The following is a 13394-nucleotide window of genomic DNA, read 5'->3' as shown; positions in this document are numbered from 1 at the left end:
GCCCGCACATCTACCGGGCATGGCGCACACCACACTGCAGGCCCGTGTCCCCGCTGGCGTGAACGCCGGCGGACGCTTCACGACCACGCCGCGGGTCGAACCGCAGCTGAACCTGGCGACCGAGGGTGTGCCGTGCGTGCGGCACCCCTACACCCAGCTGCGGCACTACGACGGGCCGTGCCAGTGCTTCTTCGGCGGCCCGCAGCCGCAGTTCGCCCCGATGACCGACCCCGCCGCGGCCTGAGCGACACACGCCTGCCCGGTGCCGCACATCAAGCAGGCATGAGGACCAGCGCCCGCGACAGCACCCCCGACGGGGCAGCCGCGATCGTGACGGTACCCACACCCGAGGTCGATGAGGTCCGCGACGCCTGGGTCGACCACCACCTCGACACGCTGCCCAGACCGGTCGGCGTCGCGCTGGTCCCGGCCTACCAGGCCGCGTTCGACCGGATGCTCGAGCAGCGCATCGCCCGCGCGATCGCGCAGGCCCAGCCGTGCCGGGTCCGGATCCGGCTGACCCACAGCAGCAACGGCACCCCGTACAAGTGGCGTGCCGCATGCCGGTGCGGGTGGCGAGCCGAATCCTGGCAGTGGCTGCGCGAGGACCGCACCGGTGCCCTGGTGATGGGCCTGCAGCACGTCGGCATCGCCGGCGGCACCGGCTACGACAACTGACCACCCACAGCAGGAGCAGGAGAACCGCATGAGCAGCATGACAGTCGGCACCGACGGGGCGTGCTCGGGCAACCCCGGACCCACCGGGTGGGCCTGGGTCGCGGACGACGGCACCTGGGAGGCCGGCTCGTTGCACCGCTCCACCAACCAGGCCGGTGAGCTGCTCGGGCTGCTGCACGCGATCGAGGCGCACATGCACGTGCGGGACCTGACCATCGAGTCCGACTCCGCCTACGCCATCGGCACGTACACGGCCTGGATGGACGGGTACCGACGCCGCGGCTGGACCACCTCGGCGGGCAAGCCGGTCTCCAACCGGGAGATCGTCGAGGGCCTGGTCGCAGCGCGGGAGCAGCGCAGGCAGGCGGGCCTGCCGCCGGTGCGGCTGGTCAAGGTCAAGGGGCACGCCCGGCCCGGCGCCCACCCGCTGAACGAGGCCGCCGACACCCGCGCGGTGTGGGCACGGGAACAGGCACGTACCACCGAGGGCCGGTGGCAGGGATGAGCACGGGGCAGGACCTGGTGGCGCGGGCACGGCATCTGGCGGCCGCCGCCCACGCCGGCCAGTACGACAAGGCCGGCGAGCCCTACATCGGCCACCCGGCCCGGGTCGCCGCCGACATCGAGCTGAACGCACCGGCCCCGGTACGTGACAACGCGGTCGCGGTGGCCTGGCTGCACGACGTCGTGGAGGACACCGACGTCACCCTGACCGAGATCCGCACCCGGTTCGGAAGCATCGTCGCCGACGCCGTGGGAGCCATCACCCACCGCCGGCACGAACCGCGAGCGGCCTACTACCGGCGGGTGGCCGCCAACCCGCTGGCGCTGCTGGTCAAGGTCGCCGACATCGCCGACAACACCAACCCGGACCGGCTCGCCGCCCTGGACGAGCCGACCAGGCAACGGCTGCACGCCAAGTACGAGAAGGCTCTGGAGGCGTTGCTCGCGCTGGAACCGGTGACCGCCTGAACCACCCTGCCCGGCGGGTTCGGCCCGGTGCCGCACATCCACTGAGCATGATGGGAGCACACCACGCGATCAGCGGCGCAGCCGCATGGATCGCCGTCACCTCGACCGCGCCGTACGCCCTGGGCCTGGACCCGCAGCCGACGGCGACCATCCTGGTCGGCTCCCTGGTCACAGCTGGCGCCGCGCTGCTGCCCGACGTCGACCACCACAACGCCACCATTGCCCACTCCGGCGGGATGGCCACCAAGGCGATCGCCGGAGCCGCGCAGAGCCTGTCCGGCGGTCACCGTCACGGCCTGCACTCTCTGCTGGCCGTCATCGGGTTCTACTTCGGCACCATGCTGCTGGGCCGCTGGGAGGCGCAGGTGCCGCTGTTCGGGCTCATCCCGGTCGGGTCGGCGGTGCTGTTCCTGGCGCTGGTCGCGTTCGCGCTCAAGGCCCTCAAGCTGTCCCGCGGCTCCATGGTCAAGCTGTGGGCGACCGCGTTCGTGGGGACCGCCGCCATGCTGTGGTTCGCCCCTGAGCACCTGACCTGGCTGCCGACCTCGGTGCTGGTCGGGGTCGTCCTGCACCTGATCGGGGACTTCCTGACCGTCGGTGGGCTGCCGCTGCTGTGGCCGCTGCTGATCAAACCGCCGAAGGCGCTGCACGACGTGCCGGTGCTGAACGCGATCTGGCAGCCCAACGGGTACGTGGCGCTGCCGCTGCTCGGCAAGGCCGGGTCGGGTCGAGAGTGGGTGCTGTGCGTGGGCCTGTCCCTGTATGTGGTGGTCGGTCTGGTCGACAGCGTCGGCGCCCAGTTCGGCGCCACCGTCCCGCTGCCGTTCGCCGGCGGCTGAGCGGCTGCACGAAACGACCCGATGCCGCACATGAAGTGGTATGGCACTCGTGTGGACGGTCCGGCACTGGTCCGGCGTGCGCCCCTACGTCGGTTCCGATGAGCTGCACCGGCACACCCTGGTGCTGCCCGTCCCGTTCCTGAGCACCGGCCGCGACGACGACGGGCAGACCTACCACCCGGCGCTGGTGCTGGTGATCCGCCCCTGGTGGGCATGCCGGCACGTGTGGGCCGACCCGCAGGTGCGCACCTACCTGCGGTGGGAGCGGGCCATGAACCGGCAGCTGTACCGGCTGCCCGAGGACGCCACCGACGAGCAGGTCGACACCATGCTGCAGGCCTGGTACGACGTCCAGCCACCCGAACCGCGCGCCTGGCTCGCGCAGACCTCCCGGAGTGCCGCATGAGCGAACCCACCTTCACCCTGGAGCAGGTGCAGGCCCGTGAGGCTGCACTGGTCTCCCAGACAGCCGGTGACATCCTGGTCGTGCTCGAGAAGGTCGCGCAGTGCTACGCCCTGGCGGCCCAGCACGTCAGCGACGCCACCGAGCGCAAGCGTCACGACGACGGCGTGGCCGCGGTGGCCTGGTTCATCAGTGCGGCCCGCGAGACCTACGGGGTCACCAGGCAGGCCCACGTGCTCGGCTACGTCGCCTCGTGCGATGAGCCCGGCTGCTTCGCGACCAGCCCGATGGGCGCCACCGCGCCGCAGTCCGCCGCCGCTGCTGGCCAGGCCGGGTGGCGGGTCGAGCTCACCAACGGCGGCCTGGACAACGTGGCGTTCTGCCCGCAGCACCGGGGGCCCTGATGGTTGAGGTGATCGACTCCTTCACCGGCGCGCACGGGTTCCTCTCGAACTTCCACCCCAGCCCGCTGGTGCTCGACGGCGTCCCCTACCCCTCGGCCGAGCACGCCTTCAACACCCTCAAGACCCTGGACCCGGCCCAGGCCGAGACGGTCCGCACCGCTCCGAGTCCCGGGTTGGCCAAGCGTGCCGGCCGCCGGGTCACCTTGCGGCCCGGGTGGGACGAGCACGTCCGGTTCGGCGTCATGGCGCAGGTGGTGCGGGCCAAGTTCACCAGCCGGGAGCTGCGGGCCGCGCTGCTGGGCACCGGTGACGCCCTGCTCATCGAGGGCACCGGAACCGGGAAGCGTGCCTGGCACGACCAGACCTGGGGCCAGTGCTTCTGCCCCAAGCATGCCCCGTTCGCCGGTGGCAACCACCTGGGCCGCATCCTGATGGCCGAGCGGGCCCGGCTGCGGGCCGACCCGACCGACCGGTGGGTGCGGGTCGCGGTCACCGGGCACCGACCCAAGAACCTGACCCGCGAGCAGTCCCGGTTCGCGATCGCCGAGCTGACCCGCCTGGCCGTCAAGGTCACCGACCAGCACGGCACCACCACCGCGATCTCCGGGATGGCGCTGGGTGCCGACACCTGGTGGGCCGAGGCTGCGCTGCGGGCGGGTCTGGACCTGTGGGCGTACGTGCCGTTCGAGCAGCAGCCGGACCGGTGGCGTCCCGCCGACGCCGCGACCTGGCAGCGGTTGCGTAGCGCCGCCACCCGTGAGCTGGTCCTGGGCACCGGGTATGACGTGCGGCTGCTGCACGCCCGCAACGCGTTCATGGTCCGCGACGCCGACCTGGTCATCGCCGTCATGGACCCCGCCGCGACCACCGGCGGCACCGCCGAGGCGATGAAGCTGGTCCGCGAGCAGGGCAAGCCGCACGTTCTGGTCGACGTGGCCGCCGGCCGCAGCAGCGTCCACCTGCCCGCCCCGGTGCCGCGGCTGCGGCAGGTCAGCGGTGACCTGCTCGCCGACGACGCCCAGATGCTGGTCAACCCGGTCAACTGTCTCGGGGTGATGGGCAAGGGCCTGGCGAAGGCGTTCCGGGACCGGTGGCCGGGCATGTTCGAGGCCTACCGTGCCCACTGCGGCAACGGGTCGCTGATGCCCGGCGGCGTGCACGTGTGGACCAACCCCGACCCGGTGGGGCCCCGCTGGGTCGCCAACGTGGCCACCAAGAACCACTGGCGCGACCCCTCCCGGCTGGAGTGGGTGCGGGACGGCGCCCACGAGCTGGTCCGTACCGCCCGCCGGCTGGGCGTGACCAGCCTCGCGGTGCCCGCCCTGGGCGCCGGGCTCGGCGGCCTGACCTGGGAGCAGGTGCGCCCGGTGCTGCTGGATGAGCTGGTCGACCTGCACGAGACGCACGTGCGCCTGTACACCCCTGCGGACTGAACTCCCGCTAGCGCGGGACTGCACTGAGCACGCCCATGATGACGCCGCCAGGGACACCCCCGCAAGCGCGGGGCAACGAGTGCGACTCCGTCCGTCGGGTCGTACATCAACGGTCCACTCCCGCCACTGCGGGACCACCCGGCCGCTCCGAGGTGACGTGCGCGCCGCACCCCGAGCATCGGGCGAAGCAGTACATGTGCGGGGGTCGCGGACCGTGACCGATCCGAGCCGAGGCGGCGGGCGTGCCGCACATACGGCCTGTGTGCCCTCCACGCCCCGTCTCGCGTCCCTGCTGTGGGCCAAGACCGACACACCCCACGCCGGACCCGACGGGTTCCACGGCGGCTGGATCAGCCTGCGCCACCACCTCTGCGACGTCGGCCTGGTCGCCGCCCGCCTGTGGGACCACTTCCTGCCCGAGCGTGCCAAGACCTCCGTGCTCGACGTCCACGGCCGGCCCATCCCGGCCCGGCTGGTGCGGCAGTGGCTCATCGTGGCCGGCGCCGCGCACGACATCGGCAAGGCCACCCCCGCCTTCCAGCAGCGGGTGCCGGTCCTGTACGAGAAGGTCACCGCCGCCGGTCTGGGGAGGGCAGCTGACCCCGAGGACACCGGGTACGTGCACGCGACCATCTCCGCGGCCGCGGTGCTCGCCTGGGGTGCCGAGCACGACGTCGACCCGGACGCCAGCAACGCCCTGGCCTCGGTCGTCGGCGGCCACCACGGTTCCTGGCCGAGCGCCGCCGAGCTCGACGGCGACGCCCGCGAGAGCGTGGAGCTGCTGCTCGAGGACACCACCCGACCCGCCTGGGGTGCCACCATGCTCGCCCTGGTCGATGAGGCCCTCGACCTGGCGCACCTGACCCGTGACCAGCTCCCCGCCCCGGCCGCGTCCTGGCAGGTGGCGCTGTCCGGGCTGGTGACCCTGGCCGACTGGGCCGCCTCCGCCTACGGCCCCTACTACGCCACCGCCCGCCCCGCACCCGTGCAGGACTCGGAGGCCCGCGCCCAAACCATCATGGCCGCGTTGGCGTTGACCGACACCTGGACCCCGCCGCTGGTCGACCCCGACCAGCTGGAGGTGGTGCTGCGTGAGCAGTTCGGTGTCGGTGCCGACGCCTCCGAGCACGCCCCCGCCACCTGGGTGCAGCAGGCCGTCACCGACGAGGCCCGCCACGGTGACGTCGCGTTCATGATGGTGGAGTCGAGGCCCGGGTCCGGCAAGACCGAGGCCGCCCAGATGGGTTCGGCCCTGGTCGCCGCGAACGGTCGCGCCAACGGGGTGGCGTTCGTGCTGCCCACCCGCGCCACCACCCGGCAGGCCGCCGACCGCATGTTCAGGTGGGTCCGGCACACCAGCGCCACCCACGCCAGTGTCGGCGCCGCCATGACCTACTCGCGGGCCTGGCTGACCAAGACCGTGCGCGACCTCACCCCGACCGGCCCGACCCGATGGCGCCGCGGTCGCGTCCCGGCGGCCGGCAAGAGCCCCGGCCTGGTCTCCCACCAGTGGCTGTCCGGGCTTTCGGTCCCGTTCGTGGACATCTGGGTGGCCACCGTGGACCACCTGCTCGCGCTGGCCTCCCCACGCAAGCACGCCGACATCGGTCACGCCGGCATCGTGCGCCGCGTCGTGGTCATCGACGAGGTCCACTCCTGCGACCCGGTCATGTACTCCCACCTGCTGCAGGTGCTCACCTGGCTGGGTCGGCACCGGGTCCCGGTGATCGCGATGTCGGCCACGGTCTCCGACCACCTGCGCACCGAGCTGTTCCGCGCCTACGCCGGCCGGCCCGACCTGGAGGTGCCCGTGCAGCGTGCCACCGCCCGGGTGACCACCCTCGGGCTGGACGGCGCCCTGCGTTCGCGCGCCCAGGAGCGCACCCGCTCCCGTTCCATCAAGATGCAGTGGCACGAGGACGACAACACCATGCTCGCCCAGACCTTGGCGGCCGAGCTCGCCGACGGCGGCTGCGCCCTGGTGTTCCGGTCCGTGGTCGATGAGGCACGCGCCACCTACGACGAGCTGGTCCGCCACGGCGGCCTGGGGGAGGTGGTGCTGGCCCACTCCCGTCTCACCGAGGCCGACCGAGCCGCCGCCGACGCCAAGCTGCTCGACATGCTCGGCAACCCCTACCGGGAGGGGACGGTGCGACCGGAGCGGTGCGTCATCGTCGCCACCCAGGTCGCCGAGCAGTCCCTGGACCTGGACGCCGACCTGCTGGTCTCAGACGTGGTGCCGATCGACTCGATGTGGCAGCGGCTGGGTCGTCTGCACCGGCACCAGCGCCCCGGCCGCCCCAAGGGGCTGCGCCGGCCCCGGGTCATCCTGCTCGGGCGTGGTGAGGCCGGCGGCGACAAGCCGCACCCGAACAAGGGCCTGCAGGCCATCTACGGTGAGGCGCTGCTGGCCCGCACCTACGGGTGGCTGGTCGGACGCAAGGTGCTGCTGGACCCGTTGCACATCGACACCTCCATCCGCGCGGTCTACGGCGACGGCAAGGTCGGGCCCCGCGGTTGGAAGCACTTCATGGCCTACGCCGCCCGCGCCTACGCCGCCCAGCTGACCAAGACGGTGCAGGAGACCACGTGGCGGACCCTGCGCGCTCCCGCAGCGTCGGCGTGCTCGATGTTCGACACCCCGATCGCATGGACCCGCGGCATCGACGACCTCGAGACCGCGGTCCGGGACGGGCAGCTCGAGCACGAGTTCGCCATCCTGTTCCGGGCCGGGGACCGGCTCTACCCACCCACCCAGGCGGTCGTGGACCACATGGCCGGCGACCCCGACGCGGTGCTGCCAGAACCCCTGGACCGGGCCGACGCCACCCTGGAGGAGGTCTGCGCCACCCTGGTGAAGGTCCCCACGCAACGGTTCGGCGTCAGCGCCGCTGACGTCGCGGAGTGCACCGCCCGCCCGTACTGGCCCGCCCGCGGCGCTCACCTGGACCGCATCCCGGTCATGGAGATGAAGTTCAGCCGCGCCCAGCAGGGGTTCGTCGTGGACCTGTTCGGGCGCCGGTTCCGGTACGCCCCGGGACGCGGCATGACCTGGATCGCGCTGCGCAACCACTGACCCGGGCCGGCCGACAGCACCGCGACCCGACACCGGCGGTCAGAGCCGCCAGGGAACGACACCCGACCCGGGACCCGCCGCATAGGCAGGGCAGAGGCGCCGACCCCAGGCTGACACCCGTCGGCTGCGGTCGCCTCACAGCGAGGTGACCGGTGTCCATGCCTAGGCAGTCGACCAGCTCCGTGACACCTCCCGGGCCGCTGACGCCAGCACCGGGCCACGGCCAGCACCGGGGTAGTGGAGTGGCCCACCAGTGGTGAACGCAACCCAGACGTCCCGCACCGGCGGGAGTTCCCCGAAGCTGAACCTGGCTACCGAGCCGTGGCTGCCCGTGCGCTACGTTGACGGCCGCGCTGCCCAGGTCAGCCTGGGTGAGCTGTTCACCGACGCCGAGCACATCGAACGGCTGGACCCCACCCACGGCGTCTACCACGAGCTGGCGATGCTGCGGCTGCTGGTCGCACTGGTGCACCGCGCCACCCAGGGCCCGGCCGACGCGCCCACCTGGCAGCGGCTCGCGCAGGACTGGGGCACCGAGGTTGCCGCCCCGGTGCAGGCCTACCTGCGCACCTGGCAGGAGGCTTTCTGGCTGGTGCACCCCACCCACCCGTTCGGGCAGCTGCCGCACGGTCTGCGGGTCCAGGTCAACGGCGGGCACGCCGCGTCGCTGGCGCTGTTCACCCCGACCGACCAGTCCGCCTGGCACCTGGACCGCGCCGACGAGCGCGACCGGCTCACCCTGACCGACGCCGCCAACCGGCTGCTCACCGTGCAGGTGTACGCACCCTCCGGCTTCATCGGCGGTGTCCTGGCCGGGCACCCGGGCCTGTCCGGCGGCAAGACCTCCGGCAAGTCGACCTCCTCCGGTAGCGCCCGTTCCACCTACGTGCTGGGGCAGACCCTGGCCCAGACCATCCTGCTGAACACGCTGCCGTACACCCATGACGAGACTGACGCCCCGCACTGGGAGCAGCCGTGGGCGGCCGTGACCGACCTGGCCGGGTACGCCAAGGAGGACGGCGCCGGCATCCTGCCGGTCGGGCGGGTGCAGTGGCTGACCGCCCGACTACGGGCCGTCACCCTCACCGTCGGCGAGGACGACCTGGTGCACACCGTGGGCGTGAGCGCTGGTGACCGTTACGACGTGGCCAGCCCCGCCCTCAAGGACATCGACCCGTTCTGGACGTGGGAGGTCAGCACCGACAAGCGCGGCGTGCAGACCGCCACCTCCCGACGTCCCGGCGGCACCCCGGCCGCCCAGCTCGCCTGGCGCGGCAACGCCCTGGGTGCCCCGGCCACCCGGGAACGCACCACGAAGAAGGGTGTCGAGGTCGTGCAGTCCCAGCCCGCCCCAGTGGTCACCTGGGTAGCGACGCTGGCTCGGGAGCGGCGCCGCCGCGGACCGGTCCGCCTGGTCACCCTCGGCATCGTCGGGGAGCGTGACACCGCCGCCGAGTTGGTCACCCTGGATACCACCACACTGGACGTCGCGGCCCTGGACGATGGCCGCACCGGACGCCGCCTGGAGCGGTTCGCCAGCAAGGCCCGCGACCTGGCTGAGTCCTCGGTGAAGCTGGTCACCGACCTGGCCCGCGACATCGAGCCCCGCTCGTCCGCCCAGCGCACCGCCTGGACCGAGGAGGCCTGGGCCGCCGTGCAGCCGGTCACCGACCGGCACCTGCACGCGGTCGCCGGCGGCGCTGAGCACGACCCGACCCTGACCGCCCTGCGCACCGACCTGCGCCGGGTCACCCTCACCCAGGTCTCGCACCTGCTCGAAGGGCTGGCACCGGCCCGTATCGGGGCCGCCTGCCGACCCCTGGGCATCTTCAACGCCCGGCTGCGGGACCTGCTGACCGAACCCACCGGAGGAGACCAGTGACCGAGCTCGACCTGACCGCCACCGCCGCCCTGACCCAGCGGCTGGCTGGCGCGGTGGCAGCCGCGCTGCCGCAGGTGGGTACCAGCGCCGCCTGGGGTGCCGGGGTCCGTGCGGACCTGCGCCGGGGCATCCGCCGCGACCTCGGACAGGTGCGTGCCGCCTGGCGGTACCTGCCCGGTGACCTGTCCCCGACCGCGGACCTGGTGCTGGCCCGCACGTTGTCGCTGTACGCGCTGCACCACCAGCACCTGCGGGCCCGCAACCCGCACCAGAGCGGTGTCGGGCTGGGCCGCGCCTATGCCGCCGCCGTCGGCCGCGGTCAGGCCCGCGGCCCGGACAAGGTCGCCCGCGAGGACGCCGTCTTCGCCCGTCTGGTGCGGGTCGCCACCTTGGAGGCGGCGACCGCCCACCTGGTCCGGCTGGTGCCGATGCTCGGCAAGGCCGGCACCGGTCTGGACTACGTGTTCCTGGCCCGTGACCTGTACGCGGTCGCCGCCGGTGACGAGCTCGCCGCCCGCCGGGTCCGCACCCGGTGGGTGCGCCAACGTGCCGGCCTCCCGGCCGCCGCTGCGGCTGCCTGACCCCTGACCACCGCCTCAACCCAACACCCGCTCTTGGAGATGACCGTGACGAACCTGTTCCTCGACCTGCACCTGATCCAGACCGTCCCGCCCTCGTGCGTCAACCGGGATGACACCGGCGCCCCGAAGAAGGCCGTCTACGGCGGTGTGCAGCGGCACCGGGTCTCCTCCCAGGCGTGGAAGTACGTCGCCCGCCGCTACCTGCACGAGGTCGCCTCGGTCGACCTGGCCACCCGGTCACGTCGCCACCCGGTCGCCCTGGTGCGGCTGGCGCAGGAGGCCGACCCCACCGTGGACGCCGCCGCTGCCGCGGTCGCCGCCGCTGAGGTGGTCAAGTCGCTCACCTCGCCCAAGTCAGGCACCCTCAAGGTCAAGGACGCCGACCTGGCCGCCGCCTTGGAGCAGGTTGAGACCGAGGAGGCCGAGGACACCGCCGCGGAGGGCGCCGAGGACGAGGAGGGGCGGGAGGCCAAGGCGGTCGTGGTCTCGCTCTCGGGTGCGGAGCGGCGTGCGTTGGCCGCCGTGGTGCTCGAGGTCGCCAGGAAGATCACCGCAGGCGGCAAGGTCGACCGGGCCAAGGACATCAACGCCCCTGCGACGGCCGCGCTTGTCGGTGCCGCCCAGGCCGCCGACCAGCACCTGTTCGGCCGGTTCATCGCCGGCACCCCGGAGGCCAAGGTGGAGGCCGCGGTGCATGTCGCGCACGCGCTGTCCACCCATGCCGCCTACTCCGAGGATGACGCCTACACCGCCGTCGGCGACCCGGAGCCCGGTGACAACATCCAGCGGGGCGCCGACTTCCTGGACGTCGCCGAGTTCGTCTCCTCCACCCTGTACCGGTACGTGCGCCTGGACCTGGGAGACCTGCTCGAGCAGTACGGGCCCGAGGAGGTCGCCGAGCTGACCGGTCAGGTGGCCGAGGCGTTCGCGCTGTCGATGCCCGGCGGCAAGGGGGCCGGTTTCGCCCCGGACTCGGTGCCGGCGGTGGTGACCGCGGTGCTGCGCAGCGACCGGCCGGTCTCGGCCGCGCAGGCGTTCGAGGCCCCGGTCCGTTCCGCCGAGGGGTATGAGAGCGCCTCGGTGCAGCGGTTGGCCTCGTTCCTGGCGAACGTGGACGCCTCCGGCATGGTGGCCGCCCCGTTGGCGGTGGCGACCGCGAGCATCGCCCACGACCCGATCGGGGACCGGCTGGCCGGTCGGCTGTCGGCCTCGGTCGCCGACCTGGTGCGCCCGGCGCTGGCTGCCTGAGATGGCGACCCTGCTGCTGCACCTGCACGGGCCGTTGCAGGCGTGGGGGCCGGCCGGTGCCGGCAACCACCGGTCCACGCTGCCGCACCCGACCCGGTCCGGTGTGCTCGGGCTGCTCGGATGCGCGCTCGGGCTGCCTCGCGGGGATGAGCGTCTGGGCGAGCTGGACGCCGCGGTCAGCGTCGCGATCCGTATCGAGGCACCCGGCAGCCACGCCCGCGACTACCGCACCGCCACCGTCGACAAGACCGTCAAGCCCGACAAGCGGAGCCTGCCCGAGGAGGCGGTCATGGCGAAGCTGGTCGGGGACCGGCGCACCATCCGCGCGAAGCTGACCGCCCCGGTCTCGGGCGCCGAGACCAAGATCGGTGTCGACGGCTACCGGCAGGACGCCCGCTTCACCGTCGGCATCGGCGCTGACCCGGTGCTGCTGGGTGAGCTGGCGGCCGCGTTGCGGGCGCCCCGGTGGCCGCTGTTCCTGGGGCGGCGTTCCTGCCCGGCCCCGTTCGACCTGTGCGGCGCCATCCTCGAGGAGGACCCGCTGCAGGTGCTGTCCACCTTGGAGTGGCAGGTGTCGCCGGCGCTGCGGGCCAGCGTCCGGGAGGTGACCCGTTCCGCGGGGGCGGTGAGCCTGCAGGTCGTGCACGACGCGACCCCGGGGGCGGTCATCCCGGAACGGATCTCCGGGGGCCGGGTCGCCTCCCTGACCCCGGGGGTGCGCCGTTACCGCGACTGGGCGGTGCAACGGGCCGTGGTGAGCGTGCCCGACCGGACCACGACCGCTGCCGCTGACCCGTTCGAGCTTGACCTGTCTGAGGAGACCGCATGACCGCCACGATGATTCGGGTGCTGCTGGACGGCACGCGGTCGGCTGACGCCCGGCTGATGGGCTCCACGCAGCGGCTGCACGCCCTGATCGATGCCGCCTTCGACCACACCATCAATGCGGCCGGTGCCCCGGCGGATGCCGCCGAGCAGGCGCGTCGTCGCGAGCGGCGCGGCACGGTGCTGTGGCGGCTGGAGCTCGCCGGCGCCGGGCAGGCGCGGCTGCTGGTGGTCGCCGGAACCGCCCCGGACCTGGACGTCTTCGCCGAGGCCCTCGGGGTGGGACGCGGGCAGGTCGCCGCCCGCGACTACACCCGGGTGCTGGATCACCTGGCGGCCGGGCAGCGGTTCACCGCCCGGGTCCGGGTCAACGCCACCGTCGACGAGCGGGTGCCGGGCAAGCGGGGCCGGCGACGCAACGTCACCGGCGAGAAGGTCCTGACCGACTGGCTGCCGGCCCGGCTGCCCACCCACGGGTTGACCGTGGTCCCGGGCAGCGGCCGGGTGCTCGCGCAGGGGTGGGAGTCCTTCGACCGCAAGGGGACCAGTGAGAGCTTCCCGTACACGCTGGTCGAGGTGGACGTGCAGGTGGCCGACCCGGCCGCGGCCCGCACCCTGCTGACAGAGGGCATCGGCCGACGCCGTGGCCACGGCTGCGGCCTGGTCACCCTCACCCGGTAACCGGCAGACTTGGAGCCAGGTGGCGCTACCCGTCGGCATCACCGCAGGCCAGGAAGTATCTGCCCCGCGCATGCGGGGGTGAACCGGCCCACGTCCGCCGCTCCGCGTGACCGTTCTGATCTGCCCCGCGCATGCGGGGGTGAACCGTCGAGGCAGTCCAGCAGATGGATGGGGCCACGCCTATCTGCCCCGCGCATGCGGGGGTGAACCGTGTGGTTCGTCCCTAGGGCACATACCTCCCGCATCTGCCCCGCGCATGCGGGGGTGAACCCGCCAGCAGCTGCGGCAGTACGAGCAGCAGCATCGAGTCCCGCCCACCGCGGGAGTAACCCCTGGTTCAGCAGACCGCCGACGACACGCCCTGGTCCCGCA

The 13394-nt window shown here is 73.0% G+C and carries 14 protein-coding genes; all 14 read left to right on the top strand.

Going from position 1 to position 13394, the window contains the following annotated elements; all coding sequences use genetic code 11:
- The first annotated feature begins 19 nt into the window (after positions 1-19).
- The 14 genes from GPA03_RS06170 to GPA03_RS06105 all read left to right on the top strand — a co-directional run bounded on the left by GPA03_RS06170 (position 20) and on the right by GPA03_RS06105 (position 13022).
- Positions 20-244 (top strand): hypothetical protein, encoded by a 225-nt coding sequence (locus GPA03_RS06170; protein WP_156251038.1) that lies wholly within the window; start codon positions 20-22, stop codon positions 242-244.
- Between the two features lie 38 nt (positions 245-282).
- Positions 283-678 (top strand): hypothetical protein, encoded by a 396-nt coding sequence (locus GPA03_RS06165; RefSeq protein WP_156251037.1) that lies wholly within the window; start codon positions 283-285, stop codon positions 676-678.
- A 28-nt stretch (positions 679-706) separates the two neighbouring features.
- Positions 707-1183: a ribonuclease H family protein gene (locus GPA03_RS06160; protein ID WP_156251036.1), complete on the top strand. Its 477-nt coding sequence runs from the start codon at positions 707-709 to the stop codon at positions 1181-1183.
- Positions 1180-1650, top strand: coding sequence for an HD domain-containing protein (locus GPA03_RS06155; RefSeq protein WP_156251035.1), 471 nt, complete (start codon positions 1180-1182; stop codon positions 1648-1650). The genes GPA03_RS06160 and GPA03_RS06155 overlap by 4 nt, the downstream gene beginning before the upstream one ends.
- Positions 1651-1697: 47 nt before the next feature.
- Complete coding sequence (locus GPA03_RS06150) at positions 1698-2489, top strand: metal-dependent hydrolase (protein ID WP_156251034.1); 792 nt, start codon at positions 1698-1700, stop codon at positions 2487-2489.
- A gap of 40 nt (positions 2490-2529) precedes the next feature.
- The gene (locus GPA03_RS06145) at positions 2530-2895 is read left to right on the top strand and encodes a hypothetical protein (protein ID WP_156251033.1); all 366 of its coding nucleotides are present in this window, start codon (positions 2530-2532) and stop codon (positions 2893-2895) included.
- Positions 2892-3296 (top strand): hypothetical protein, encoded by a 405-nt coding sequence (locus GPA03_RS06140; RefSeq protein ID WP_156251032.1) that lies wholly within the window; start codon positions 2892-2894, stop codon positions 3294-3296. The genes GPA03_RS06145 and GPA03_RS06140 overlap by 4 nt, the downstream gene beginning before the upstream one ends.
- On the top strand, positions 3296-4729 hold the full coding sequence (locus GPA03_RS06135) for an SLOG family protein (RefSeq protein WP_156251031.1): 1434 nt from the start codon (positions 3296-3298) through the stop codon (positions 4727-4729). The genes GPA03_RS06140 and GPA03_RS06135 overlap by 1 nt, the downstream gene beginning before the upstream one ends.
- Before the next feature lie 262 nt (positions 4730-4991).
- Positions 4992-7805: a CRISPR-associated helicase Cas3' gene (cas3, locus tag GPA03_RS06130; RefSeq protein ID WP_162458278.1), complete on the top strand. Its 2814-nt coding sequence runs from the start codon at positions 4992-4994 to the stop codon at positions 7803-7805.
- A gap of 253 nt (positions 7806-8058) precedes the next feature.
- Positions 8059-9687 (top strand): type I-E CRISPR-associated protein Cse1/CasA, encoded by a 1629-nt coding sequence (casA, locus tag GPA03_RS06125; RefSeq protein ID WP_156251029.1) that lies wholly within the window; start codon positions 8059-8061, stop codon positions 9685-9687.
- Complete coding sequence (casB, locus tag GPA03_RS06120) at positions 9684-10268, top strand: type I-E CRISPR-associated protein Cse2/CasB (RefSeq protein ID WP_162458276.1); 585 nt, start codon at positions 9684-9686, stop codon at positions 10266-10268. The genes casA and casB overlap by 4 nt, the downstream gene beginning before the upstream one ends.
- 45 nt (positions 10269-10313) lie before the next feature.
- On the top strand, positions 10314-11516 hold the full coding sequence (gene cas7e, locus GPA03_RS06115) for a type I-E CRISPR-associated protein Cas7/Cse4/CasC (protein WP_162458275.1): 1203 nt from the start codon (positions 10314-10316) through the stop codon (positions 11514-11516).
- Between the two features lies 1 nt (position 11517).
- Positions 11518-12345 (top strand): type I-E CRISPR-associated protein Cas5/CasD, encoded by an 828-nt coding sequence (gene cas5e, locus GPA03_RS06110; RefSeq protein ID WP_162458274.1) that lies wholly within the window; start codon positions 11518-11520, stop codon positions 12343-12345.
- Entirely contained in the window at positions 12342-13022 is a 681-nt protein-coding gene (locus GPA03_RS06105; protein WP_156251025.1) for a type I-E CRISPR-associated protein Cas6/Cse3/CasE, read from the top strand. The genes cas5e and GPA03_RS06105 overlap by 4 nt, the downstream gene beginning before the upstream one ends.
- The last annotated feature ends 372 nt before the right edge of the window (positions 13023-13394 follow it).

Origin of the sequence: Pseudactinotalea terrae (assembly GCF_009733845.1) — a bacterium.
Taxonomy (GTDB): domain Bacteria; phylum Actinomycetota; class Actinomycetes; order Actinomycetales; family Beutenbergiaceae; genus Pseudactinotalea; species Pseudactinotalea terrae.
The sequence above is the reverse complement of the archived record's forward strand: the minus strand, read 5'-3'. Positions and strand labels throughout refer to the sequence as shown.